Below are 25,207 nucleotides of genomic sequence, written 5' to 3'. Positions count from 1 at the left end.
ATGATCCAATGACGTGATTCAATTCTCCCACCTCAATGGACTGCATGGAAATGCCGTTTAATGAAGATAAAGAGAGCGTGAAGTATCACTCCTTGCTTGAAGAAGCACGAATGAGCATTGCAAGCACGGTATCGGTAAGTGGGTATCAAGGCATTAATATTGCTGGGATACAACCCATTTATGGAGTGATGCTAGCCTATGATGAGGTCAGCGATGCATTATCCCGTGGTCCCCTCTCCGGCAATGAGAGGAAGATCCGTCTCGATCAGTGATGCCCAAGATCCCATGAGCCCGATAAATGGCAATCCATGATCGCAATCAATAGAAATGGATCATACTTATTGGGGAAAGCTACCATAACTAAGAGTAATTTTGAGCGGTCAAATCTATGGGTTAATTGGGTAATACAGAGCATTGAGGATAATAGGAATGCGGGCATGATTACCTATAATTTAATTCAAACTCCCCAAAGAGGACCCAGCGCTGGGTATTCATACTTAAGCGCTCCCGCGCTTAAAAACGTATCCTCTAGCTTATGGGCTAATTCATACAGTATGATTAGAGATTTAGTGAAGGGAGGCCCAGCATCGTCTGGCGATGCCTCGCTCGCAATAAATAATTATAAGTACATGGTTAAATACGCAAATGAGGTCGGCGATGATTTCAAGTCAATAATGGCGTGGTTCATGTCCGGAAATTATTATCAATAATGCGGGATAAGGATGAGGAGGTGGGTTGCCTCGCCGTCGCCTCACATAACTTAATAGATGATGACGGCATCCCCCTTCATGTTGAGCACTTTCCATCATACTCAACCCAAGAAACCACTAATATTGCAGTGCTTCTCCACATGTTTTGCTCCCGCCTACATACAAGGGGGCTTTGGATACATGAAAATGTAATTGAAGGGCTTCAAACCAGCTTGAAGAGGGCTTCTCCACATAAGGCGTTTCCCCTTAATTGGATTACGCCGATAATTGAACCACATGTAAATGCAGGGGGAAATTCCTCATTTTCACACTCGTGGCCTTTGCATTTCTTGCGCCTTCAGCGCCACTATTGTCCTAATTAGTTGAGTGTCGGCTCCAGCCTCCTCGGCGAAGCCCTTCTCCATTAATCCTTCATACCCCGCCACCGTTAATGATGCATTGGTCACGGCTAGCCTAAGGAGGGCCCATTGAAGCCTAGCCAATTCCTCATTAGGCATCTTCCCCATTAATAGGTAAGTAACTTGCCCCACAATCCAGGCCCACATCCCCATCATCATGCTGTTCGAAATGTTTCGCCGGAAGTGAACAACTCCAACATAAGCTTGCCACTTCCAATACTCCTCATTAAAGGGACCGCTCACGGTCCTGATCCACCAATCCCTCAAAGTCCCCTCCCTAATGGGCCGCTCGCCCTCCCTAAACACTGCCGCGGTTGCCGGGTGCGCGAATAGCACATCATAGAAGTCCTTCACGAGCTTATCCGTAATAGAGAGAAGCACCTCTTTATGACTAATTATTATGTTTGCATCCTCCTCATTAAACAATATTACGGGCGGGATATCCTTGAATACTTTATTAACTACATCACTTAGTAGATCCATATAAAACCAGCTATTTTTACTATTTTTAACTTTTTTCGAATTCTTCTATATAGTTAATGATTAAATTATGGATTATCTATATAGAGGGGCACAAAAACCTCCCTATGTCATCGTGAATTGTTCCCCTTAATTTATCTTCGTGTTATAAGGATCGGAGACTTGGTCTCCAAATCCCGGGAACACTTATCGTTTGGGAGGAGTTATGGCTCTAATAATGCCTTTGGCGGACCCGGTGGGATTTGAACCCACGACCTACGGCTCCGAAGGCCGCCGCTCTGATTCCATACTGAGCTACGGGTCCAGGAAACCGATTAGGCGGCTCGTATTAAGTTTTTCTAGGATTTCACGGCCTTATTCATTATCATGATTGGAAGAACACGCCTAAAGTACTCCCTGAAGCTCTCCATCTCCATGAGGGGCCCCATTACATTGGGCGAGCATCGCCGTAATTGCTCAATTGCCTTATCCATAATGATGCCCGGCGCCAATAATAGGATCAATGTGCTTCCCGGACACCGCTTCCTCACGTAATCGGAGAGGAGGGGTTCACCGCTTTCTATGAATGCTATGTCAGGCCTTAACCCACTTAATGAGAGGGGCTTATTTGATCCATGCATTGCAATCAAATCAACGCCCAATCCATTAATGAAATCAATGAAGCCAGGCCACTCAAGCAGTGGGGGTACTCCAGACACGCATGCAGCCTCGGCCTTCTCATAATCGTTTCCCCTCGCCACGTAGAGCGGGATCCCGTGGCCAGGTCCTGGGCATTGAAATGAGTACTGAATATTAAGGGCAGCCGCGAAGTCGCTCACCGACTTCAAGTATCGCGGATCCTTTGAGCCGTGAAGGATTAATTTAACCGAAGAGGCTGGATAGGCCACCGAGGGCCTCCTCCTCGCTTTTCTCCTCCTTCTTTTCCTCGACGTTTTCCTTCTTCTCCTCAGCATTAGCGGTGGCGGCGGCTGCAGCGGGTTGTGGTGATGGAGCCATTGCCTGTATGCCTAGCTCCGGCGCCTTTCCCGCTATTACTGATGCTAATGCATTTGCTTGGGCCTCAGCCTTCGCAAGTATTGGCTTAGCTGTTTCCTCCGTGAATATCAATGCATTTATGGCTAAATTCATGGATTCCGCTGCGGCCTTCCTTATATAGACCGGCATTAATTCAGGCAGTGGATAGACAGCATTGACCGCCAGGTTATAGGCCTGGGCAGCGGACGCCTCTATTAGTCTCCTATATTCATCCGCGCTCGGCATTAACTCATCGCTGCGTATCACGTACTTGCCTCTAACTATTGCCGCCTTGATCCGTATGGACTCGAACACAGGCTTTATGTTGAGTAGTCTAAGTATGTCAGCTAGATCCGCCGTTATCTTGTCGCCGGCCTTGGCTACCACGGCATCCTTTGCCACCCAAATCTTTCCATCCTTCATTTGAGTAGGCACCTTCAACTTGCCGAACCTGCTAAGCACGGGACCTGGATTTATGCCAGTGTTGCCGGCCGGTATCGTCAAATCGAACTGCGCGACATCGCCGTCCTTGGCGAACCGCCTCACGCCGTTCCTAACAATGAATCTATTAAGCTCAAATGGATTCCTATTAGTGAAAAGCAGCCCTATTTCCCCCCTCAGGAGCTGCGCCACATCCTCGCTGACACCGCCATAAGCCTTCTCCATTGCTAATTTCACGAGCGTGCCCTTAGCCACCTTAACCTTAGAGTCGCCCCTCAGGAGATACCTATACTCCTTGAGAACCCTATTGGGGAGTCCCCTCAAATCAATGAGCATCACCGTCTCGTACCGCTTCAAGTCCTCGATCAATTCATTCAAGGTCTCCACTTTACTCTTCGGATACGGCTTGCTCCTCACGTATCTACGTTCTCCGGCCGCAATAGATGAAGCCATAAAGCAACCAATAAAGTATGCCTAATAAAAGTTTTTTCTCGGAATTACATGATGAAGGAACTAGGAATCCGCCCATTAAGGCAGGGATGGGCAAAATCGGGGCAATGCACCTAATAGCTAAGTGATCAATTCATTCGTGGCCGAATCAACTATCGTATCCATTAAATCCCAATTAGCGCCCGTTGACTCGGAGAAAACCGCCATATAGATATTCATTGCCAGAAGCATGCTGGCCGTCGCCAGCTTCCCCAACTCGCTCACCGCTCTACATCCAAGTCGAGAGGCCGCCGTCAATATCCTGCTCCAAATCACTAGGAGAATCTGCGAATTAATGGGCCTCGGAGCAAGCATTAAATCCACGTAAGCCATATACTTCCAATAATTTGAGTCAATGGGCCCTCGCCCAGCCCTCCTCAGCAACTCCGTCATTAGATTAACGCAATCGATGCCTATGTCCCTACAAGCCTCCTCCGCTAGCCTCGGCGCCTCATTTGACAAGCCGCTTAACGCCTCCCCATCTACATCAAGTCGTAGCTGTGATACCTCCTCGAATAATTGGGAAAGATTCATAATTTAACTATCTTATAATGTTTTATATTAGTCTTTCCTAAATTGCGGCCCTCCATTTGGTGGTTCATGTGGCCTCTTTATAAAAGAGGGAGGGCAGTCCAACTCCTAGGAACTGGGTTAGCGGCCAGTAATTGCTAAGGGCTGGATAAATGCTTAAATATAGTCTCTATTAAGCGGCTATGTGGATATAGAGGTATTCGTTCATCCGACTTGCTCCACGTGCCACGCCCTGCTTCAGAGACTACATAGATGGGGCCTCATGGATAAGGTTCGCATAATAGATACTTCAAGGGACCCATATATGGCTATTGAGAGGGGAGTGAGGTCCGTTCCCAGCATATTCATAAATGGCGAATTAATGTTCGCCGGCATAATCGACTTCAATGAGCTTCACGCCATACTAACGGGCTCCAATAAGCCAAGCCAATCAGTGGAGGAAGATGAATTAATTCAAGCGTTTCTAAGGGGAGTGCTCGACTCCGTTGCAACTGCTCTTTGGTTATATGTGAATGAGGATTGCTCCGCACTTCTAAGGGATGAGAAGACGCTTAAAGCAATGATGGGGATAGGGGATGAGGAGTTGAGGCGATTCATTAAGTCGGCGGCTAAGATGGATTGCTCCGCATTGGTGTCCCGGAACGAGGAATCATTCCTAAGAGTCATTGCGACTAACTTCACTAGGGAGGTTTACTGGGTACTGGGCGCAATGAAGTGGGAAAACGTGGGGAGGCTCTATACTAGGGAATCATTGGCTCACTGGATGATAGTTAGAAGCGCACTAGGTAGAGTGGGGCTAAGGCCTCATAGATTAAGTGAACCCGTATTCAGCAGTAAGGTCGCTAAGGTTCAGGATTACTTGGGGAGGAACTTCGATGAATTGATGAGTAAGGTAATTAAGGAGCAGGAGGAAATAGCTAAGGATTGGCCTAAATTAGTTTAAAATGATCTGCATAAAGGCTCCAGCATCATTGGCTAACCTGGGTCCCGGATTCGATGTATTGGCTATGGCAATTCAGAACCCATTTGACATCGTAGGGCTGGAGAGGATTAAGGAGCCCAACATAATAATAGAGGCAATGGGGCCCCATGGCTCCGCGCTTCCCCTGGATGCAACCATGAACGTGGTTGAGCCTGTTCTAGTTGGTGCAGCTAAGATGGCTAAGTATGAGGGTGGATTCAGGGTGAAGATATGGAAGGGCATAAAGCCGGCCAGCGGCCTTGGAAGCAGTGGAGCGGATGCGGCGGCGACCGCCTGTGGGGTAACTAAATTGCTTGGATTAAAGTTGAGTGATTGGGAATTATCCTGGTTAGCGGCCATGGGTGAAGCAAAGGCCGCCGGTTCACCGCACATGGATAATGCATCTGCCTCCCTCTTCGGCGGTTTCATAATAATTAACCAAGAGCTAAGGCGCATAATTAAGCTGGATACTTGGGATTTCCCAATAATCCTAGTCACCATGGGAAGCAAGCCCAGCACTCAATACATGAGAAGCCTATTGCCGAGAACAGTTGAGTTACGGGCCAGCGTACATAACTTGGCTGGGTTAGCCTCATTAATTCACGCCGTGATTAGTAGGGATCTGGATCTGCTTGGAATGAGCATTGAAATGGATGAATTGGCCACGCCATATAGGGCTAAGGCTTATGATCACTTGCAGCGAGTTAAGGAGACTCTGCATAGGTACGGCGCCCTCGGCGTAGCTCTCAGCGGCTCTGGTCCCTCCATGTTCGGCGTGTTTCGTGAGGAGCCATGCATTGAATGCATAAGGAGGGAATTAGGTAATGCATGGGTGATGCTGACGAGGCCCAGCAATTCCGGAGCAGTTGAGGCTGAGTGTCCATCCGAATTTAAGGGGGCTCCATGATTGCGGACCTCGATTTGGGAGGCGTCAAGGGAGTTGGGATTTCCCTTGGTTTCTTGGATTAAGATTTATATAATGCAAATAATAGGTGGCTCGTGCTTAATAGGCGGAGAGGTTTCCGGGATTCGCCGCTGCTGGTTGGATCCATTTTCTATCCCAAGGATAAGCTAGTGTTGAATAGGGAGACCGGGGAGTTCAAGAGAGCCGAGGCCGAGGCGGTTATCGGGGAGTACGTTGAGCTATGCACTAATTACGGCGTTAAGTGCACCATTGACGTGGAGGGGGAGACCGTGGAGGCGTTCCAGAAGTTCTTGGATTTCGTGGCCGGCATTGTGCCGAGGGATTGGGCGATAATGGCTGACGCCACGGCCAAGGATTTAAGGCTGGGCGTTGCTTATTGGGCGTGGCAAGTTGGGCTCAGTAATCGCTTAATCATTAATTCGATCGATTATAAGTCCCCCGTTGATGAGTTAATACATTATAGGGACTTCGGCGTGGCGGGGCTCGTTGCCGCCGCCTTCGATGTTAATCCAGGCAATAAAATAAAGGTAGCCGAGTCAATTATGGGGAAGCTCAGGGAGGCTGGGTTATTCAATTCATCGATACTCATCGATCTATCGGTGCTTGATGTTCCAGACATGGCTGCCACGGCCGCATTGATTCCCGAGTTCAAGGCTAGGATACCGAGCAATTTCCTGGTGGGCTTTGCTCCAGCCAATGTTGTCCCCACTTGGAAGAAGGTTGATGCGGTTTTGAAGGCGTTAAGGGAGAAGGGCATCAATGATGAGTACATGCAGCTGGTTAAGCCAACCATGAGGGCATCCATGGCCGTAACGGCCGCCATGTTTCCCTATATAGACTTCATCCTATTCGGCCCACTTAGGGAGGCCCTCTTGGATACCACAGTTGTTGCCTCGATTCTCTCCGGGGACTTCAAGATAATCGAGTGGAGGGATGAAGCGGTCGAGGAATCCAAGCCAGTGAGCAGCCCTAAGTCGCCTCGCCCATTCTCAGGCATGATTACTGACCTCAAGGCTGCTCTAGATGAGGCTGAGGCAAGAATAGATGAGACCAAGATAAATACGAGGGAGGCTCAAGGCCTTGATGAGCTCAAGACGCGGTTCTCCGCGGCCGTGGGGGATTTAGAGGATGGGGCTGTGGATCTCGCAAAGCAATTACTGGATATGGGTGTTTCCCCCCTGGAATTAATAGAATTGATGAAGAAGGGCATGGATGTTGTTGGGGAGCGGTATGAGAAGGGAGAGTACTTCGTGAGCGAATTAGTTATGGCTGGGGAGATAGGTGAAGGGGTCGTGAAACTGATAGAGCCATTCTTTAAGGAGAATAGGTCCGCCGATAGGGTTAAGGTAATTATAGGAACAGTGGAGGGCGATATACACAGCATCGGCAAGAACATAGTGAAGATGATGTTGATGGCGAATGGCTACGACGTAATAGACCTGGGCGTTGATGTGCCGGCCGAGAGATTCGTTGAGGAGGCCGAGAGGAATGGGGCTCAGGTGATAGGCTTAAGCTCCCTCCTCAGCACCTCGGCAATAAACATGAGGAAGGTTCTTGAGCTCCTCGATAAGAGGGGACTGCGGGGAAGGATACGCGTAATTATAGGGGGCGCCGCCGTCACTGAGGAATACGCGAAGAAGATAAATGCGGATGGGTACGCCAAGAATGCCGTGGAGACGGTGCGTTTACTGGATAAGTGGTTCAAGACCGCCTAGAATGAATCGGCATTGGCTCCTCGCATTTAACCATTATTCTTTAATGATAGTTATAATAGTATCGTTGATGCCTCTAACCATAAATAATTACCTGAGCAACATTATTGGCTTAGCTTCTTCGGTAAATAAGCATGAGCACTGGGAAAAAAGGTGATCCAACCGCGTTGGGAATATTCTCCTACGGCTTCACGCTATTCTTCCTATCAATATATGCAATGGGCCTTTATCCTTGGTCCGAGAGCATAGTTATGATAGCTCCTGCCCTTGTGTTCGGAGGATTATTTCTTTTGATAGCTGCTAATTGGGAATACAATAATGGAAATACGTTCGGTGCAACGGCGTTCGGAACATATTCGGCCTTTTTCTTATCATTTGCCGTTGCTCATATAGGCATATTCGCTTGGAAGTTTTCGCCCGTAATGGTGGCTCACTTCGTTGGCTTAATGGCCGTTGCCTTCACGATAATGACGCTCATATACTGGGTGGGCAGCTTCAAGATGAATTTGGCGCTGAATTTGACACTGCTCCTCCTTCTATTGACATTCATTCTTTATGCCGTGCCGCTGACTACATTGAATTCATACATGATGACCGCATTAGGCAGCTTCCCAAGCGCATTGAGGCCGGCGGGCTATATCGGTTTGTTGGATTCAATACTAACTATGTGGGTTGGCGCCGCCGTAGTGATAAATGATAGATGGGAAATGGCGGGCCTAAATCCCCCGATACCGGTGTTTCCCCTGGCGAAAAAGAAGCAGAATTAATGATAAAGCCTAGCTTTACCAGAGTATTCAGTAGCCTGCACCAAAGGCGGGTATCCAAGACCCCAAGGAACCCTCGCCCTAAAGGCGGGGAGGAGGTCGGATCCCCGATTACCTGCGTTCTTGGTTGGTTTCTGTGGTTGATAATTGAGGTGTTGTTAAGGTTAGGAAGGGCGTTCGCTCTGTTTGGTATGCTGTTAATGGTTTGCTTGGTAGGGTTCCGTATTTGGTTGGTTTGCCTGTGATGGTGACCTTGGGCATGTTGATAGGGGGTGGTTTCTACGTTGGCTTCCCCTTCGTCATTGATGATGCAGTCGAAACTTTTATAAATAACCTCCTATGCCACCTCTATAATTGCGGTGGCAGATCCTTTAGTGGTTCTGTCGCAGCCCTAGCAAACATAGGCATTAAAGTCCGTAAGACGGTGTGGAGTACAGCGATCATTTGCAACCCTGAAGACTGGGAATTGATAATAAAGGCCTTACAATCTTCAGCAGTAATGGCTCAGCTAAACCTTTAAATGGTTAACGGGTAGAGGGCAATTGGTATATTTTGAGGGGTTGAATTGACCCATATTAGAAAATGGTTTCGTGTGTATAAGTCGAATATTTAAGATATGAAACAATGAATAATTACGAGATAATTTATTAGTTTTAGGTTTTCGAGAAAATCAGCCACAGGCTGAAATCCATCCACTACTTGTTGGGGCGTTAAGTATTGCCGTGCCTGATGTTACATAATATATCTCTGTTGGATAGAGGGTCCAGGTAGTTGTTGCTGACGCAATTTGTCCAGAGACTCCATACCCATTTTCGCTAATGCCGAAATAAACGCTTGTCGTTTCGCCAACATTAACCTGAGACACGGGTGGTGAGAACGTAACCTGTGGCGCCTGTAGAGACCCCCATCCACTCCACTCCTGACCACCGATTGTTATTTCATTGTGGAATGTGTACCCAGGTATCCCGCTATTGTCTATCCATGCCGTAGCCCAATAAATGTTAGCTACGCAATCGGTGTCGTATTCTACCCATTGCTTTATTGTGAAAACTGTTAATCCGAACACGTCTTTACCCACCCATTCCATGGATACCGCGGGATCGTCGTTGCTGAGTATTTTTGTTTCTGGTTTAGTTATTATCATGGTGATGCTATATGGTATGTACTTGAGCAGTTCTGGGTCTGTTCTATTTATCTCTGATAATACAAANGTGCTCAGGGTATACGTTATTTCAGCTGTTGAATCATTAATCGACGCGGATGGCCCGAAATAATTCAATGTTATTTTGCTTCCCTTAATCGTGACCCAGCCCCTAAGTTCATTGGGTATGGGCAGTATTACTGCCCAATTTGACTTCATAAAAGCCCTCGGTTCAATATTATAGAGCTGCCTTAACCCATTGANGCTGGAGATGTTAAAGGTTAAGGTGGTTCCATTGGAGAGTGTTAGTACGGCTCTTCCACTACTATAGAACTGTAGCATAGGGTTGGGTACAACAGTACCGTTGGGGTAAACTGTGAAGCCAGGATTCACAGTATTAGTAATACTAGTTGGTAAGTAATACGCAAGAGAGCCATATACAATCGATAAGAGGGCCACTATGAGTAGGGCAGCCGAGATTAGCATTATAATACCCTTCTTACCCATAACCTTACCTATTGCCCCATAACCTTATTGCTTGATGACTCTTTAAACCCTCCGGGGCCATTCAGGCAAAATGCACATGTTGTTCACTATTCATTGACTTGAATTATTATGCCTATTAATTAGGGTTAATATTACTGCATTATTTTGTTAATTTAATTATGGGTGTTGATTGGGGTCATGTTGATATGAAGTGGTAGAGAGAATGATAAACCTCGCCCGTTAGGACGGGGGTAGCTCACATGAAGTGGTGAGGTTTTTAAATAGTGGGAACCAGCAATTTAATAGTGGTTTCGATAAAATTGATTGAACGAAGGGATGATTTCATCAAGTTCGTAGTGGATGGGGCGGAGCCTGGATTAGTGAATGCATTGAGGAGAACACTAATGGTTGAGGTACCCATAGTGGCCATAGATAACGTGATAATTCTCGACAATACATCGGTTCTGTATGATGAGATAATTGCCCATAGGTTAGCCATGATACCGCTCAGGACTAATCTGGATAAGATGCCTAAGATAGAGGAGTGTGAGGATGAATTAGTCGACCCATCCCTCTGCCAAATAAGGTACCAATTAAGCGTTGAGGCAAAGAAGCCCACCACGGTTTATAGTAAGGACCTAATACCGGATGATCCCGACTTCGCCCCTGTTCAACCGGATATACCCATAGTGAAGCTAGAGGAGGGGCAAGTCCTATCGCTGGAGGCATACGCAAAGCTGGGCAGGGGGAGAACCCATGCTAAGTGGCAGCCCTGCTTGGCATCCTATGGTTACTATCCCCGCGTAGAGGTAATTGGAGAGAGCGAGAACTGCGTGAAGTGCCTTGAGATTTGCCCCGGCGCATTATCCATCAAGAAAGGAAAAATAGATGTACTGGATCCCCTTAAGTGCACATTTGATAAGTGGAAGACATGCGAGGAATTATGCGGCAAGGCTATTAAGGTGGATTGGGATGAGAAGAAGTATGTTTTTTGGGTGGAGTCATTTGGTAACCTCGATATGAATGCGTTATTGAACGAGGCCTTCAGGATACTTAGGAGAAAGGGAGAAATATTGATCAAGTACCTGGAGGATGCCAGCAAGCCGAAACTGGAGGCATCCTCATCCCTAGAGTCCTCCCTGGAGGGTACAGAGGAGCATGAGGGCTCCGAGATAAGTGGGGAGGAGGAATTAGGGGAGGAGTAATTTCTAATATTTGGATCGAAGTTATGGAGGGAGTTGAAGCTTATCGCCTGGCTTCATTACTATGGTCTTCACGTGGGGACTTAATTTGCTTACTAGGTCAGTGAAGTCCTCGGGGTTTTGTTTTATTGGTGGGAACGTATTGAAGTGCATGGGTATCGCTATCCTGGGGTTAAGCAGTGAAACGGCGTATGCCGCTTCTCGTGGCCCCATGGTGAAGGTGCTGCCTATGGGTAGAAGCGCCACGTCCGGCTTATAGAGCCTACCTATTAACTCCATGTCGCTGAAAAGCCCTGTGTCGCCCGCATGATAAATCGTGGCCTCCGGAGCCTTTACTATGAAGCCGGCTGGGGAGCCGTGGGTGGAGCTATGCGTGGCGGGAACCATTATTGCCTCAATGCCATCGCTTAACTTGACGGTGCCGCTCATGTTCATTCCAATGGTGTTCTGCAATCCCTCCTTTTCCTCTAGGTGAACCATTAATTCGAATACGCCGACCACCGTTGCTCCAGTTCTCTTAGCTATCTCCACGGTCTCGCCCAAGTGATCCGAGTGGTCGTGAGTGACCAGTATGAAATCGACTTGCTTTAAATCATTAATTGAGACGGGGGACATTGGATTGCTTATCCAGGGATCTATGAGTATGGTTTTGCCGCCGGCCCTTAATTCGAACGCCGCATGACCAAGCCATCTTAGGTATGAACCGGACATGGGCGCATTTGCTTCCCCAAAATTTAAAAACATGACGCCTAATCCAATTTCTTGCGGAACCTTTATTATGATTCACCTACAGCGTTAATTCATGAGCGGCAAAATAAAATTATCATTCATGGAATCCGTACTCCCCGAGGGAATACCGTTCTCATACGCCGTCCTAGTGAGGGGCGGCCTCGGGATGGGCAAGACATTCTTTAACCAATATATCGCGGCCAACATGAGTAAAGAGGGCCACGTGCTCTACGTGTGCTTCGATGATGATCCCCGATCAGTCATTGAGGGAGTCACGAGGCTCGGAGGCAGGGAGGAGAACTTGTTCCTAATAAATGGATTCTCTCCCCAGATACAGTCGAAGAACGTCGTTGACACGATAACTGAGTATAACATAGATTCCCTACAGGGCTCGGTGGCTAATGCAGCTAAGAGGCTCGACGCTAAGCTTGTGATAATCGACTCGATAAATGATTACTTGGTGAGCATCGATCCAAGGGACATGATTAAATTCATTAAGGGCATGAAAGCCCTCTCCCGCGAGAGGGGATTATTGACCTTAGTGGTTGCCCACACGGGAACCGATGATATAAATAACTTGCTCGACACCATTGAGTACACGTTCGATGGAGTGATAGAGGTGGATGTGGATCCCACGCTTCAACAAATTGGCCTAACCATTAGGAGATTCAGGGTGAAGAGGATGAAGGGGGTGCCCAGCTCCATTAATTGGATACATTATGATATAATTAATGACGAAGTAACTATAGTGGATGTCAGCAAATTAATGATGATTATGAGGGAAGAAAAATGAGAGCGACGGCAATACATCGAATAAATGAGTCATTAATCCATTAATCTTTTAAAAGCCGAAGCAATATGGCAACGCATGGAGGATAACCAGGAAACAAATCGATCTTTCCTCAATACATAATGCGGTGCCCCCGCTGCGGCGCCGAGGTCCCGCCCTCTCCTCTATCATTCAAGTGTCCCCGCTGCGGTGAATTACTGGATGCAGTGATAGAGGAACCAACAATAAACCCGAAGGGGAGGGGAGTTTGGCGATTCTCATCCATATTGCCGCAGCCCAGGACTAAAATCACGCTGGGGGAGGGCTGCACCCCCCTCATTAGGCTACGCAGTGACTTGCTTCTTAAGTTCGAGGGCGCTAATCCAACGGGTTCCTTCAAGGACAGGGGAATGACGGTTGGAGTCAGCATAGCTAAGGCTGCCGGTGCATCATCCCTGGTAGTTGCATCCACGGGCAACACGGCGGCATCGGCGGCAGCCTATGGCGCGGCCGCTGGGACTGGAGGTTAAGGTGGCTTTACCGGATGGCCACGTCGCGGCGGGGAAATTGGCTCAGGCAATAGTTCATGGAGCAACCATACTCAAGATAAGGGGCAATTTTGATGAGGCGCTGAATTACGTGTTGGAGAAGGAGGCGGGGCGGAGCTATCCCCTTAACTCGTTTAATCCATGGAGGCTTGAGGGACAGAAGACAATAGCGTTGGAGATAATTGAGGAGGCGAGGATAGATAACGTGATAGTTCCCGTTGGCAATGCCGGTAACATATACGCCATATGGAAGGGATACAGGGAGGCAATGGAGGCAGGCCTCGTGGAGAGCATTCCCCGATTAATTGGGGTACAGGCCGAGGGTGCTAGTCCAATAGCGTCGGCGTGGGCAATGGGGAGGGAGGAACTGGTTCCAGTGAAGCCGGAGACCGTGGCTTCAGCGATAAGGATTGGGAAACCGGTTAATTGGTTCCGCGCTTGGAGGGCCGTCAAGGCCACTGGCGGTGGCTTCATGAAGGTAAGCGACGAGGAGATAATTAATGCCCAGAAAGCATTGGCCAGGATGGGCATCTTCGTGGAGCTCGCCAGTGCATCCACGTATGCAGCGTACTTGAGACTAGCGGGAAGCGGTGAATTAAGCGGCTCAACCGTTCTAATAGCGACGGGACACGGCTTAAAGGATCCCGATGCAGTTGCTAGATACTTGCCTCGCATAATTGAGGTGTATTGATCCCCTCCTCGCACTAAACAGTAGACCCAAAAAACGCCTCCATAAATAGAATTAAGCAGTTCCAGGAGGTTTATGTGGTTCGTGCCGTGGTCGACAAGGTCGACCTCCGGCTGGAGAAGTGACCAGCCTAGCGTTCACCAAAAACAATAAAAAACTTGTGAGGAACGAACCAAGCCAAAGCCATGCCTTATTATTAAGTAACTGATCCCCTCCCTCTCCTGAGGGGCGAGGGCTCCCTTAGGGGCGATTCATAGTTCGTGGTTCACCGCCCCCTCATCACTTCATCGCTGGTGGGGTTCACCCACCCCCGTTCATCCAGCGGTGGACCACGTAGGCCCTCAACCCATTACCCCCACCCATCACCACGGAGCCCCCAGATCCCAGGGACTCGGGGATATGTAGAGCCCTTATCGGGCACCCCTTATGGAGACACGCTTCGCTTTAAAAGAAACTACCGTACCCAGCACCTGGAAGGGGTGAGACCCATCATTCATATTGTCAAGGTTCTCATTATGGAGAAGGATTTATAAGCCGTGAAGCATTCAATACCTGTGCCCGAGCAATCCACGTCCAGGATAATAGAGATAACTCACTTCAGCAAAGATAAGAAGCCCAATAAGTTAACCATTGATGCACAGCCCCCATCAATTAATGAGAATGGGTTCCCAGAAGAGGGGGGCTACTTCTTGAGGATTGGGGACGCCGTTTTCCACTTGACGGAGGCCGAGGCCGCTCACCTAGCCTTAACCCTATTAGAGACGCATAGGCAACACACTCTTCAATTCACAAAGATATCAGGCGAGCGAAGAAAGAAGGGGGAAGAAGCGGAGTAATGGGTAAGGCCTACTCCCCAGCCCTAAAACAAGGGGGTTTATTGATCACTGACCCCCTCCCCGCCTTTAGGGTTCCCCGAGGCCTAGAGGGTTACGCCCCATTACGGGCGCTACTCGGTCATCCCCACCAGCCGGTATTGCGGGGTCGGCCCCCACTCCCCATTCCCAAAGAATTGACCGGCCGAGAGCCCCATTCCCAGAGATTTCTAACTTTACCCAGCCCTAAAGGACGAGGTTTGCCGTTCGTTTTATCATTGAGGCTTCTCGCCGCCGGTTAGGGCTTGCTCCAGTATCGCGTGTAACCTATCTAAGCCGCTTCGAGTCATTGAACTAACTGGTATTGGAATGGATGTTGATCCCATTGCCTCTATTATCTGGATTATCCTCATATTCAACTCAGCCTCGAGTCCCTCGGATTGCAGGCTAAGCTCTAATTGCTGCGGGTTCTCAACCCATGAAACCACATCATCCACGAGATCCGGATCCAGTAAATCAGACTTATTTAGAATATTATATTGGGTCTTCTGGAACCTGTATTGGGCCGATAATGATAATAATAAATTAGATACGAGGCCGGAGGGAGTCCTTGCTTGATTGGAGTCAATGGTGAATAGCACAAGCGACTTCTCGGCGGATAATCTATTAACCAATAAAGAACCGGAACCCCTGAACGCGAATATCTCCATTTGACCAGGGGTATCTATGATCAAGTAATCAGGCTCAAAGGCGCTTATTTGCTCCCGTATCTCATCAACCCTAGTTATCACGAGATCCATTGCGGCAATCATGGATGCATTAGGGCCTAGTTTATACTTTCTCATTAATTGCCTGGCATTAACTTGATCCCTAATATCTATGTCTGGAGTATATGGCAAGTACTCCGCCGCTGGATCAAGGTTAAGTATGGCTACCTCGCTTCCCTGNTCCTCAAGGTACTGGGATAATGAGGACGTTAATGTGCTCTTCCCGCTCCCGGCGGTGCCCACGATGAATACAGTCAGGATCGAGGCCCCACCTCCCTGCTTGACTTAATTATCTTAGCTACCTCAATCAAGACTTGCCTCCTCTTCATGTTGCTTCCCTCTGCCTCCACGTAACCGCTCGCGGCATCATCGAACCAAAGCATTGGATACCTCTTTTCCGGGTGAGGCTTTGGCTCAAGGCCTNGTTTAACCATGGCGGCCGCTATTTCATCTAGGCTTGGGTCCCGGACAGCTAAGGATCGCGGCACGGCCCTACCCCTGCTTCGGGGAACGGAGGCAAGGTTCACTCGCCAAATTATTAAGCGGCCGCGCCTCATTTATTTTCCCTATTTAAGGAGAACGGCATTCAATACGCCGTCCTGTCCCGGCCTTGATGTGACTACTGCCCTGCCTGCCTCGGTCTCTATAATGGTGCCCTTAACTATGATGCCCTTCTTAAGGAAGTCCTTATTGGCAGGCGTATCAATGATCTTGATTATCTTGGACTTAATGGTCTTACCTGTGGATGCATCCACAACATTGGCGTACTGCGTCCTCAGTAGCCTAATCTTGACTACGCCACCATATGACCTATCCCTCTTAACCTCTAACTCCCCTAGCCTAGTATTTGTGGCGGGGCCGCCGCCTAAGTGCTTCGGCTTCACCTTATAAGTCCGCAGCCTGTATCCTCCGCTTATCTTCCTATTATCATTCCCCTGGAAATAGCTAAGTAACTTCACCATATTAATTCATCCATGTGATCCTGGCTTTAAATAGATTGCGTGAGCATGAAGCAATGCCAAGCCACAGCGCCTCCTCCGCGCCTTTCATGCGCCGGACTCAAAAATTGCCTAAATAATGCAGAGGTTATTAATTGCGCTATTTCGCCTCGTTGCTCTTCATGCATTGGCGGCCTCCGTGTCGCCCATTTGATTAATGGCCTCTATCCTCACCACGTTATCCGCGCTGTTCTCAAATGAATCTATGTGGGACGTGATCAGCACCACATCTATGCTGGATGAAATGTCCCGCAACCATGCGGCTACCTTGGCTCTATGCTCGGCATCCAAATGCTCAGTGGGCTCATCAAGCATAATTATGGGGATGCGCCCAAGTATTACCTTAGCCATGGCGTACCTAAATATTAGGGCCACCAAGTTTTTCTCCCCCATGGATAAGGCCTCGAGCGGAATCTCCTTGCCGTCGCCCCTCTTAACGTAGATATCATAATCGCCATCCATCCTGATATCGACGTAGGCCTCCTTGTGCCGCAAAGCGGTGAATGCCTCCCTTAATTCCTCATTCATTGCATCGATGAATGCCTTACGTATGAGGGGTTTCGCCGCCTCCACGGCGTCGCCTAACATATTCAGCGTTGATAGGGATGATTGAAGCCCCCCTAATCGCCGCCTCGCTTCCTCCAGCCTACTCCTAATATTGCTCTCTTCCTGCCGCGTCTTCTCGGTCTCATTAATTAATTGAGTTAATGCTCCCCTTAATTCGGCTCCCATTGCCCTTACCTCCTCTAGTTTCTTCTTCGTCTCCTCTAGTTTCTTCTTCGTCTCCCCCGCCTTCACAAGCATTGGCTCTAAGACCTGTAGTCTAGCCGTTATGTTTTCCCCCTCCCTCTGAACCTCAATTAATTGTTCCCTCAGCATTGCCGCCTCGTTCTCCGTATGGCCGCTTAATTGCTCCATTCGCTTCCGGTATTCCTCCTCTATTTTCTCGTACTCCTCGGCCTCGCCCCTTATCCCCCTTATTTCCTCCTCTATTTTCTCGTACTCCTCCCCCCTCGGCTTGAGCCTCTCTATTCTGTTCCTGATATCCCCCAACTCCCCCTTCACTTGATTCAATTTATTGTCTTCCTGATTGATGCGCCCCTCGAGATCCTCTAGCCGGCCCCGTTTCCTAGATAATTCGCTCCGCAACCTATTCAATGCCTCCTCTGCATCCCTAAGCCTCCTCTGCGTCTCCTCTATTTCCCGCGTCTTCTCCCTTAACCTATTCCTTAATTCCTTGGCCTTATCCTCCCGTTTCCTCAGTAGTTCCTCTGCTTCCGTAATTGTGAGGGACCTACCGCACAGGGGGCACGTGGATCCCCCTCTCCTCAATAATTCGATCTCCGTCTCCACGTGCTTAAGCTCTACCTCTATAGCTGCCCTATTGTTCTCCGCCTCCCTTAACTGGCTTCGAGCCCTCTCCATGGTCTCTCTCATCTCCTCCTCTTTCTTCTCCAGCTCCTTAATCTCCCCCCTCAACTCCTCGGCCTCGCTTTTTTCCTGCTCCAATTCATACTCTATATCCATTAATTGATCATCCTTGATCGCAGCCTCCTTCTCGAGCTTGCCTAATTCCTCGTGATCCTTCCTTAACTCCTCCTCCCTCTTCCTTAATTCGCCGTATCGCTCCGCCTTGGGTCTCAAAGCATCTAGCCTCTTCCTTAACTCCTCTATCCGCTTCCGCTCCTCAACTACGCTCCTCAACTCATTCTCTAATCGGCTTAGCTTAGCCTTGAGGTCCTTCTCCTTATCCATTAATTGCGATAATTGGATCCTCAGGGTATAGGCTTCCCTCTCTTTCTCCTCCAGTCCCCTCGCCTCGCCCTCCAACTCGGATAACTTAGCCTCCAACTCCTTTCCCTCCTTCTCTTTTTCCATTAATTCACCATTAATTCTAGTTATCCTCTCCTCCATTTCCTTTAATCTGGTAGAGGTCACGCTTAACTGCCTGCTCAATTCCTTTGCCTGCCCATCAAGGGCCGCCACATCTTTCTCAATGCTTCTCCTGATCTCCTTAATGACTGAGTCCTGTAATTTAGTTAATGCATCTATCTTTATGACCGAATCCAGCCTATTTCGTCCTGACTTATCGTTATCCAGTATAGCTCGGATCTCTCCCTGCCTAATATACAATAACCTAGTGAATAGGTCAGCATCTATCCCCAGCATCTTCTCAATGAAGGCGGTCACCTCCTTATCCCGAGCAGCCACCTTGTGTCCATCCCCATCAATGATATAGGTTTGATGCGCATCCAATTTATCGCCTGCAATAACCCTCTGAACAGTGTATTGATCATCCTCTCCAGCCAAGGTGACCCTAACCTTAGCCATGCCGCGGCCCAGTTTAACGAAGCTCTGCAGCTTCACCCCGCTCTTGCGCGCCCACTCGCTTCCATATAATGCGAAAGCCACTGCATCTAGGAAAGTGCTTTTCCCAGCCCCATTCAGGCCATGTATGAAATTGATTCCACGCGTTAAAACGACTTTACCGTTGGATATGCTCCTGAAATTACTTAACTCTACTTCCCTTATCAATGAGGATCGCCCCCAGAGTTAAGTCCTATGCTTCTCCTTATCACGTTAATGGCCTTCTCCACCTCTCCCTGCTCCACAAGCGATAATGCCTCTAGAACGGAATTGATCAATCCGCTCGCCCCCTCCCCGGCTCCCTTCATGTTATTTATCAATATGTTCCTTATTATCTCATTAATGCCGTAGTACTGCACCCCGCCAGTGTTAACATTGCTTCTTCGCCTTAGATCCATATCTATATCCACCTTCAAGGCATCAAAGCGATCCCTTAAGTCCCTTAACCCGTAATCCCTTAACTTATAGCCATCATGCATTACCCCCCTTAACTCCACAATAACATATGCATTGCTGATCCCTATTTTACCTAGGGCATTCACTATGTTCTCCCGCACCCTGTTGGGTTCATCCCCATTAATCCCCACAATTAACCTAATCATTCTCCGCCTTGGCTCCAGCCTAACCTTACTCATCACCACGTCGCTGCCAACATCAAGCAGTAGAAACCCCTTCTCATCCTGGGGCTTCCTAAGCCTTAACTCTCCCCCAATCAATTCATGAGTCTCGAACTCGCTTGCATCCCATATTTCCAGGGAACCAGCATAGGCCCCCCTCAATCTTGGGTGCCGCAGTGCATGTTCATGGATATGCCCCAATGCGTAGTATGGTTCTTCGGGCAAATCATCACCCACGGTGAAGTAATCCAAGTCAGGCATTGAGTATTTATAGGGGGTCCCCCTCACGTATTGATGAAGCATAACTATGGCTCTGCGCCGCCCATCCATCATTGATCTAATCATGTTGCCCAATTCATGGCTCTTCTCCCCAGGCCTGCATCCAAGCCCAATCACCCTAACATCGCCTAGATCCACGTATTCATCATCTAGGAACCTCAGTACGCCCGTATTGCCTAGAACCCTAAGGGGATTCTCCGTTGGATTTATTGGGGAGGCATCGTGATTGCCCCGAATCGCGAAGACGCTTAAGCCAGCGCTTCGAAGCGCTGTGAATCCCCTTATGGCTGTCATGTACATGCTTGGAGTCGGCCTAGCCCCATCAAACACATCACCCGTAACTAGTACCGCCTCCAATCCCTTTTCATCCCTTAACTTAACCAACTCATCGACTGCGTTTAGGAAAGCCTCCTCATAATCCTTAGCCCTGGCGTCGAGTCCATATTGCCTCCGCCCCAGATGTATGTCGGATATGTGAGCAAGCAGCACGAACCTAGATAATAGGGTCCACCTTGAAAAACATTCCCAAGAAGGATAATACGCGGTGGCAACGAAAACTTTTGGGCAGCATGATGAAATGATCCTCCGCACTAAAGGGCTAGGGTTACCGCATCGTCACGATAGAAAGCCCCCAATCCCTTAAGGGAAGGGAATCATATTCCTGCTCAGCGAATAATAGGAATATATAGGAGCGGCCCAGGGATCAGCATGTCGTACGAGATGAGCGTTCAAGATTCATTGAAGGAATTCATGAGGATTTATCCGCAGGGCGTTACCATTGTGACCACCAGACAAGGGGATAAGCCCATCGGCATCACCGTTAGCGCATTTACATCGGTATCCATGGAGCCTCCCCTCGTATTGGTCGCTATATTCAAGTCATCCTCCATATCGCGCCCCATAATTGAGAGCAATTTATTTACGGTTAACCTGCTTCCGGAGGATGCTGCTCAATTATCCCAATTATTTGCCTCTAACGAGAAGCCCACAAATGTTTTTGAGGCCGGCCCATATCCATATATTACGCAATCATTGGCGTCCCTGGGATGCAGTTTATGGAAGATAGTGGATGCGGGGGATCACTGGTTATTCCTGGGGCTAGTTAGGGATGTCAAGGTAAGAAGGCATGGGAAGCCATTGGTGTATCATGAGAGGCAATACACCACCACATGTTGATGAAATAGGCGAGGCAAGGGGAATTAGAGGGAGTAGGCGACTCCCTTCTCGGTAGTCCTTATGTTTCCCGCGACTTGCACTAAGATCGATTTAATGGGTATGGAGTTCAAATAAATATTGGCGGGGTCCTTGTTAATAGAGACTTGGTACGCTACTTCCTCGGCCGTTAATTCCCTTCCCATTATTAATTCCCTTACCTTCTCCACCAATTTATTGCAGTAATTTATGTTAAACTCTATTAATTCCTTGGCCTTCTTGGAGTCCAGGTAAGTAGGGCCATGCGATATCACCACCTTCTCCACTCCCCCAACCAATTCCCTCAACTTATTGAGGGACTCCATGGCGGCCCAGAAATCCGTATAGAACGGCACGCCGAAGCCCTCGATGACTCTTTGGCCAAAGAAGGAATCGCCGGCATATAGGACATCGCCAAGCAGGTAAGCCACGTGGCCCGGCGTGTGCCCAGGCAGCTTTATCACCTCAACCTCTGGATCACTGAAGTTGAGCTCCAGGTTTTGCTTGACTAAGTCGAATGTAAATATTGGCGAGTCCCGGGAGCTGAAGCCATACGTCATGGCCCGCCTCCCCATTAATGTGAGGGACCAATAATCCTCCGGCGGCAAGTACTTAGCCTTAGCGCTCCTGGTTAGGCCGGCTATGTGGTCGCTATGGCCATGGGTTGCTAACTGCACTTCACCATTAAGTTGAAGGGAGGCATTGCGTCCACCTTGATCTATAACGATGCGTCCATCATAGATTAACGTGTTCGGGCTGCCGGGAATCACTTCAGTATTCCTGGTTAGCTTTATTATATTCACTTTATTATTGCCGCGGCATCCATATAAAAACCTTCATGTGAATAATTTGATAAAATGGACGACAACCCTCGTCCTCTTAGGGCCATCTTGAAAAGGGCTACAAACATTGTGGTTCCAACGGTGAGGAAACCGTTGTCTTTCCTAGTGTTGCATAACTGAGTGGCGCCCGTAATGGGGTGTAACCCTCTAGGCCTCGGGGAACCCAAATGGCGGGGAGGAGGTCAGAATAATGCGCAGCGTATTCCTAAGCGTCGATGGGAGTTAATATTATTAATGCATTTATAGCTTATAATCGAATGGTAGCCGTAGATTTATCGGTACCCATACGTAATGGAATGTTCTTTTACCCGGGGGATCCGGAACCCAAGGTGGAGATCTATAAAACAATCGAGAAGGATGGATACAATATGCATAGGCTAGTGATGGGCACGCACACGGGCACTCATGTCGATGCCCCAAATCACTTTCTGCCTAATGGATTAACCCTGGATAAATTGGATCCATTAGCCTTTAGCGGCAGCGCAATCGCGGTTGCGTCAAGGGAGAGGGTAGTGCATGCGTCTGACTTGGAGGGAGTGGGTAGGGTTGATGTCGTGCTGGTGTATACTGGCACAATTGAGGAGTTGGGAGGAGGTGCGATAAACGTGGGAAGGATTGGGGTGCTGGATGAGGGGGCGGCCAGGTTATTGGTGGGTAAAGTTAAGGCGGTCGGCATAGATTCGCCATCCATTGGGTCCCCCGAGGTCCATAGGATCCTTTTATCTCACGGCGTAGTCATCATTGAGAACATATCCTCGAGGGTTAAGGAGTTGGTGGGCAAGTCATTTCAATTATATTGCCTCCCCATACTTGTGGGGGATGCGGATGGGGCGCCAGCCAGATGTGTGGCGATCCCTTAAAATGAGGCATTGCTTTTCGGGGAAAGAGCAGTCAGCAGGCTCATAAAGCATCACTTGCTCAGTTGGCTCAGCATCATCATGCTGGTCCAGGGGAGGCAATGCTTTTAAAGATTTTATGCAGCTATTCTTCCAATGAATAATTTACAGCTATGCTATGTAGAATATTATGGTTTGCCACGGGTTCCCTCAATGATAGCAGTATATGGATTAGCCGTTCTATCAATAATACTGTTTTTTTACATTCTACAAGTGAGATTAAGGAAATACGGCGTTGGGCTCTGGGAATTCATATCCATAATACTAAGGGGTTACCGGGCTTGGTTACCGTTCCTAGGCGATGTGTTGAGCCATAGGAGGTTCCTGAGGGATGAGAGGCTTGGGGGAACCGCCCACTTAATGATATTCTACTCCCTCGCCGCATCGCTGCTCGGAACCATACTGGTCGCCATTAATCAATACGCGGGGATCCTGCTCTCCACACAGGTCTACTGCGGGTCCCTCTTCCTGGCATATAGTGGATTCGTAATGGATGTGACGGCGTGGATCATGGTTATCGGTTCCCTCCTAGGCATGTATAGGGTCATTCAGAGGAAGGGCCTCTACACCAGGATGGAGTACTTCTCAAATATTGGCTTCCTCGCCGGCTTGATTTACCTAGCTGTCAGCGGGGCCTTAATTGAGTCATATAGATTCGCGGAGAGGGGCCTAACCCAATATGCCGCCTTCATGCCTAACGCATACCTCTTCTCTCCACTCCACATCTCGAGCCTAGATTACATGCTTCTCTATTACTCGCATTTCCCCATAGCGTTCCTACTAATAGCGATACTGCCCGCCACAGCTATATTCCACTCAGTGCTTGGGCTCTATAATTACATTATTAATTACGGTAGGCCCCTAGGAGAGCTGAAGAAGCCCTTTGACTTGAGGGAGCTCCTTCAAAAGGAGAATCCGGAGATGCCTAAGGTAGGTTACTCCAATGCATCCGAGATACCTAAGCTAAATAAGCTTGAGGCCCTGGCATGCACTGATTGCTTTAGGTGCCAGGATAATTGCCCCGCCTATGCTGTTGGGCGGCCGCTTTCCCCCACATTAATAATGACTAAGATAAAGCAGGGATTGGATGCGGGTCAAGATAAGTTGATTGATGGTTCGGTGCTGGATGATGAATTATGGGCATGCACGACTTGTGGGGCATGCATGGAGGCTTGCCCAGTTTACATTAGGCACGTGGATTACATCATTGACATGAGGAGGGACCTAGTGATGAATATGAGGATGGATCAGAAGAAGAGCAGCCTAATCCTGAACTTATCCCAATCAAGCAATTCCCTGGGCATGAATAATATGGGGAGACATGACTGGTTGCGGGAACTCGGCGTTAAGAGCATTCAGGAGAATCCAGGCTTTGAGTACTTATTCTGGGTTGGATGCATGGGCAGCTTCGATGCGAAGGCGAAGGAAATAGTGAAGTCCCTAATAGAGATACTGAGGACGGCTGGGGTATTGGATAAGGTGGCCGTGCTTGGCGATGAGGAGACTTGTTGCGGCGATCCTGCCAGGAGGCTCGGGGAGGAGGGGCGATTCCAGGAAATCGCCATGGCTAACATAGACCTATTCAATAAGTACGGCGTTAAGAAGATACTAACGATATGCCCGCACGGCTTTAACACGTTCAGAAACGAGTATCCAAAGCTTGGATTGAGCGGCGTTAAGGTCATTCATCACGTCGAGCTGATTAAGGAGTTGATGGAGGAGGGGAAATTAAAGTTGAATGTTGATGTTGGGAAATTGACAATCCATGACCCATGCTACTTGGCCCGCAATAATGATGTGGTTGAGCCCCAGAGAATAGTGGTAAGCAAGCTCGGCGACCTAATTGAGGTCGAGAGGCACGGCAAGAAAACCTTCTGCTGCGGAGCAGGCGGCGCCAATTACTGGTATGACGTGCCGGAGAAGAAGAGGATAAGTCACGAGCGCTTCGAGCAATTAACCAAGACAGGGGCCGACACTATCGTGACCCTATGCCCATTCTGTAATGCCATGCTTGACGAGGCATCGAGAGCCAAGGGATCAAGCGTGAAAGTAATGGATATATCCCAAGTAATACGTAAATCCATGAATGGAGAATAGTTAGAATTATGGGCCTCGTTAAGCCCCATCGCCGTGATCATGAGGAGGACGTGGCTTCGCGATGAAAGGACCCGGAATCACAAAATAATCTATTTATAGCTTCTTAACTGAGGAGCTTGCTCAGTCGTGGCTCTAGATGGGCATGTTCAAGGATTTAGGCGATGAGGACTATAGAACGTTAATGAGGAGAATAGATGTGTTGCAGGGCGACGTGAAGGAGGCCATATGTAAGTACCTAGAGCTGGGAATGATTGTTGACACCAAGGGGAAAGCCTATGTAACGCTAAATGGTACCTTAATTCTACAGGATTCACCGCTTGCGCCGGAGCTCATTAGGAGCGGGATCGGCATGG

Annotated in this window: 25 protein-coding genes, 1 tRNA gene and 2 pseudogenes; 15 read left to right on the top strand and 13 right to left on the bottom strand. The window is 48.6% G+C overall.

The genetic code is table 11. The annotated features are described in order from the left end of the window. Window positions 1–44 precede the first annotated feature (44 nt). Window positions 45–272, top strand: a complete 228-nt coding sequence (locus AT710_03405; GenBank protein ID KUO92447.1) for a hypothetical protein — start codon at window positions 45–47, stop codon at window positions 270–272. 36 nt (window positions 273–308) lie between these two features. Next, on the top strand, window positions 309–710 hold the full coding sequence (locus AT710_03400; protein ID KUO92446.1) for a hypothetical protein: 402 nt from the start codon (window positions 309–311) through the stop codon (window positions 708–710). A gap of 305 nt (window positions 711–1,015) precedes the next feature. Here AT710_03400 and AT710_03395 read toward each other — a convergent pair whose 3' ends face one another. The 5 genes from AT710_03395 to AT710_03375 form a co-directional block, all read right to left on the bottom strand. Further along, a complete protein-coding gene (locus AT710_03395; protein KUO92445.1) occupies window positions 1,016–1,591 on the bottom strand; it encodes a hypothetical protein in 576 nt (191 codons plus the stop codon). A gap of 221 nt (window positions 1,592–1,812) precedes the next feature. Continuing rightward, window positions 1,813–1,892, bottom strand: a tRNA-Arg gene (locus tag AT710_03390). 34 nt (window positions 1,893–1,926) lie between these two features. Further along, the gene (locus AT710_03385; GenBank protein ID KUO92444.1) at window positions 1,927–2,415 is read right to left on the bottom strand and encodes a hypothetical protein; all 489 of its coding nucleotides are present in this window, start codon (window positions 2,413–2,415) and stop codon (window positions 1,927–1,929) included. A 34-nt stretch (window positions 2,416–2,449) separates the two neighbouring features. After that, window positions 2,450–3,496 carry an acetoin transport repressor gene (locus AT710_03380; protein KUO92443.1) on the bottom strand — a complete coding sequence of 349 codons (1,047 nt, stop codon included), beginning with the start codon at window positions 3,494–3,496 and terminating at the stop codon, window positions 2,450–2,452. Between the two features lie 117 nt (window positions 3,497–3,613). Next, window positions 3,614–4,066, bottom strand: a complete 453-nt coding sequence (locus AT710_03375) for a hypothetical protein (GenBank protein ID KUO92442.1) — start codon at window positions 4,064–4,066, stop codon at window positions 3,614–3,616. Between the two features lie 181 nt (window positions 4,067–4,247). On the opposite strand from AT710_03375, the gene AT710_03370 reads away from it, so the two are divergent. From AT710_03370 to AT710_03350, 5 genes are all read left to right on the top strand, one after another. Further along, on the top strand, window positions 4,248–5,006 hold the full coding sequence (locus AT710_03370) for a hypothetical protein (GenBank protein ID KUO92441.1): 759 nt from the start codon (window positions 4,248–4,250) through the stop codon (window positions 5,004–5,006). 1 nt (window position 5,007) lies between these two features. Continuing rightward, window positions 5,008–5,931 carry a hypothetical protein gene (locus tag AT710_03365; protein KUO92440.1) on the top strand — a complete coding sequence of 308 codons (924 nt, stop codon included), beginning with the start codon at window positions 5,008–5,010 and terminating at the stop codon, window positions 5,929–5,931. A gap of 92 nt (window positions 5,932–6,023) precedes the next feature. After that, entirely contained in the window at window positions 6,024–7,664 is a 1,641-nt protein-coding gene (locus AT710_03360) for a hypothetical protein (GenBank protein ID KUO92439.1), read from the top strand. 131 nt (window positions 7,665–7,795) lie between these two features. Further along, window positions 7,796–8,428 (top strand): hypothetical protein, encoded by a 633-nt coding sequence (locus tag AT710_03355; protein ID KUO92438.1) that lies wholly within the window; start codon window positions 7,796–7,798, stop codon window positions 8,426–8,428. A 223-nt stretch (window positions 8,429–8,651) separates the two neighbouring features. Further along, window positions 8,652–8,945, top strand: coding sequence for a hypothetical protein (locus AT710_03350; protein ID KUO92437.1), 294 nt, complete (start codon window positions 8,652–8,654; stop codon window positions 8,943–8,945). Between the two features lie 150 nt (window positions 8,946–9,095). On the opposite strand, the gene AT710_03345 is transcribed toward AT710_03350, so the two are convergent. Continuing rightward, window positions 9,096–10,073, bottom strand: a complete 978-nt coding sequence (locus AT710_03345; GenBank protein KUO92436.1) for a hypothetical protein — start codon at window positions 10,071–10,073, stop codon at window positions 9,096–9,098. A 284-nt stretch (window positions 10,074–10,357) separates the two neighbouring features. Between AT710_03345 and AT710_03340 the strand changes: the two genes are divergently transcribed. After that, the gene (locus tag AT710_03340; GenBank protein ID KUO92454.1) at window positions 10,358–11,257 is read left to right on the top strand and encodes a DNA-directed RNA polymerase subunit D; all 900 of its coding nucleotides are present in this window, start codon (window positions 10,358–10,360) and stop codon (window positions 11,255–11,257) included. A gap of 21 nt (window positions 11,258–11,278) precedes the next feature. Here the strand turns inward: AT710_03340 and AT710_03335 are convergent, their stop codons facing one another. Continuing rightward, a complete protein-coding gene (locus AT710_03335) occupies window positions 11,279–11,965 on the bottom strand; it encodes a metal-dependent hydrolase (protein KUO92435.1) in 687 nt (228 codons plus the stop codon). A gap of 91 nt (window positions 11,966–12,056) precedes the next feature. On the opposite strand from AT710_03335, the gene AT710_03330 reads away from it, so the two are divergent. The 3 genes and pseudogenes from AT710_03330 to AT710_03320 all read left to right on the top strand — a co-directional run bounded on the left by AT710_03330 (window position 12,057) and on the right by AT710_03320 (window position 14,824). Then, the gene (locus AT710_03330; GenBank protein KUO92434.1) at window positions 12,057–12,776 is read left to right on the top strand and encodes a hypothetical protein; all 720 of its coding nucleotides are present in this window, start codon (window positions 12,057–12,059) and stop codon (window positions 12,774–12,776) included. A gap of 119 nt (window positions 12,777–12,895) precedes the next feature. Next, window positions 12,896–13,991 (top strand): annotated as a pseudogene (locus AT710_03325) (threonine synthase). A 551-nt stretch (window positions 13,992–14,542) separates the two neighbouring features. Then, on the top strand, window positions 14,543–14,824 hold the full coding sequence (locus AT710_03320; protein KUO92433.1) for a hypothetical protein: 282 nt from the start codon (window positions 14,543–14,545) through the stop codon (window positions 14,822–14,824). Window positions 14,825–15,075: 251 nt separating this feature from the next. On the opposite strand, the gene AT710_03315 is transcribed toward AT710_03320, so the two are convergent. The 5 genes from AT710_03315 to AT710_03295 all read right to left on the bottom strand — a co-directional run bounded on the left by AT710_03315 (window position 15,076) and on the right by AT710_03295 (window position 20,317). After that, window positions 15,076–15,828: a GTPase gene (locus AT710_03315; protein KUO92432.1), complete on the bottom strand. Its 753-nt coding sequence runs from the start codon at window positions 15,826–15,828 to the stop codon at window positions 15,076–15,078. Then, window positions 15,822–16,124, bottom strand: coding sequence for a hypothetical protein (locus AT710_03310; GenBank protein KUO92431.1), 303 nt, complete (start codon window positions 16,122–16,124; stop codon window positions 15,822–15,824). Before AT710_03310 ends, AT710_03315 begins: the two co-directional genes overlap by 7 nt. Window positions 16,125–16,133: 9 nt before the next feature. Further along, on the bottom strand, window positions 16,134–16,529 hold the full coding sequence (locus tag AT710_03305; GenBank protein ID KUO92430.1) for a 30S ribosomal protein S8e: 396 nt from the start codon (window positions 16,527–16,529) through the stop codon (window positions 16,134–16,136). A 156-nt stretch (window positions 16,530–16,685) separates the two neighbouring features. Then, entirely contained in the window at window positions 16,686–19,100 is a 2,415-nt protein-coding gene (locus AT710_03300) for a hypothetical protein (GenBank protein ID KUO92429.1), read from the bottom strand. Further along, on the bottom strand, window positions 19,097–20,317 hold the full coding sequence (locus AT710_03295) for a hypothetical protein (GenBank protein ID KUO92428.1): 1,221 nt from the start codon (window positions 20,315–20,317) through the stop codon (window positions 19,097–19,099). The genes AT710_03300 and AT710_03295 overlap by 4 nt, the downstream gene beginning before the upstream one ends. A gap of 219 nt (window positions 20,318–20,536) precedes the next feature. On the opposite strand from AT710_03295, the gene AT710_03290 reads away from it, so the two are divergent. Further along, window positions 20,537–21,004 (top strand): hypothetical protein, encoded by a 468-nt coding sequence (locus AT710_03290; protein KUO92427.1) that lies wholly within the window; start codon window positions 20,537–20,539, stop codon window positions 21,002–21,004. A gap of 23 nt (window positions 21,005–21,027) precedes the next feature. On the opposite strand, the gene AT710_03285 is transcribed toward AT710_03290, so the two are convergent. Then, window positions 21,028–21,816, bottom strand: coding sequence for an MBL fold metallo-hydrolase (locus AT710_03285; GenBank protein ID KUO92453.1), 789 nt, complete (start codon window positions 21,814–21,816; stop codon window positions 21,028–21,030). A gap of 260 nt (window positions 21,817–22,076) precedes the next feature. On the opposite strand from AT710_03285, the gene AT710_03280 reads away from it, so the two are divergent. The 3 genes and pseudogenes from AT710_03280 to AT710_03270 all read left to right on the top strand — a co-directional run bounded on the left by AT710_03280 (window position 22,077) and on the right by AT710_03270 (window position 25,207). Then, window positions 22,077–22,721: a hypothetical protein gene (locus tag AT710_03280; protein ID KUO92426.1), complete on the top strand. Its 645-nt coding sequence runs from the start codon at window positions 22,077–22,079 to the stop codon at window positions 22,719–22,721. Between the two features lie 132 nt (window positions 22,722–22,853). Next, window positions 22,854–24,854 carry a heterodisulfide reductase gene (locus tag AT710_03275; protein KUO92425.1) on the top strand — a complete coding sequence of 667 codons (2,001 nt, stop codon included), beginning with the start codon at window positions 22,854–22,856 and terminating at the stop codon, window positions 24,852–24,854. Window positions 24,855–24,990: 136 nt separating this feature from the next. Further along, window positions 24,991–25,207, top strand: a pseudogene (locus AT710_03270).

The sequence above is a fragment of the Thermocladium sp. ECH_B genome (assembly GCA_001516585.1).
In the GTDB taxonomy this organism is placed as follows: Archaea; Thermoproteota; Thermoprotei; order Thermoproteales; family Thermocladiaceae; genus Thermocladium.
Note: the sequence above shows the minus strand (reverse complement) of the source record. Positions and strands in the feature narration are given on the sequence as shown.

Coding starts and splice junctions, on each gene's coding strand:
- AT710_03405 (KUO92447.1), top strand. CDS start 45: ATGGAAATGCCGTTTAATGAAGATAAAGAGAGCGTGAAGTATCACTCC.
- AT710_03400 (KUO92446.1), top strand. CDS start 309: ATGATCGCAATCAATAGAAATGGATCATACTTATTGGGGAAAGCTACC.
- AT710_03395 (KUO92445.1), bottom strand. CDS start 1,591: ATGGATCTACTAAGTGATGTAGTTAATAAAGTATTCAAGGATATCCCG.
- AT710_03380 (KUO92443.1), bottom strand. CDS start 3,496: ATGGCTTCATCTATTGCGGCCGGAGAACGTAGATACGTGAGGAGCAAG.
- AT710_03375 (KUO92442.1), bottom strand. CDS start 4,066: ATGAATCTTTCCCAATTATTCGAGGAGGTATCACAGCTACGACTTGAT.
- AT710_03365 (KUO92440.1), top strand. CDS start 5,008: ATGATCTGCATAAAGGCTCCAGCATCATTGGCTAACCTGGGTCCCGGA.
- AT710_03355 (KUO92438.1), top strand. CDS start 7,796: ATGAGCACTGGGAAAAAAGGTGATCCAACCGCGTTGGGAATATTCTCC.
- AT710_03335 (KUO92435.1), bottom strand. CDS start 11,965: ATGTCCGGTTCATACCTAAGATGGCTTGGTCATGCGGCGTTCGAATTA.
- AT710_03330 (KUO92434.1), top strand. CDS start 12,057: ATGAGCGGCAAAATAAAATTATCATTCATGGAATCCGTACTCCCCGAG.
- AT710_03305 (KUO92430.1), bottom strand. CDS start 16,529: ATGGTGAAGTTACTTAGCTATTTCCAGGGGAATGATAATAGGAAGATA.
- AT710_03290 (KUO92427.1), top strand. CDS start 20,537: ATGTCGTACGAGATGAGCGTTCAAGATTCATTGAAGGAATTCATGAGG.
- AT710_03280 (KUO92426.1), top strand. CDS start 22,077: ATGGGAGTTAATATTATTAATGCATTTATAGCTTATAATCGAATGGTA.
- AT710_03275 (KUO92425.1), top strand. CDS start 22,854: ATGAATAATTTACAGCTATGCTATGTAGAATATTATGGTTTGCCACGG.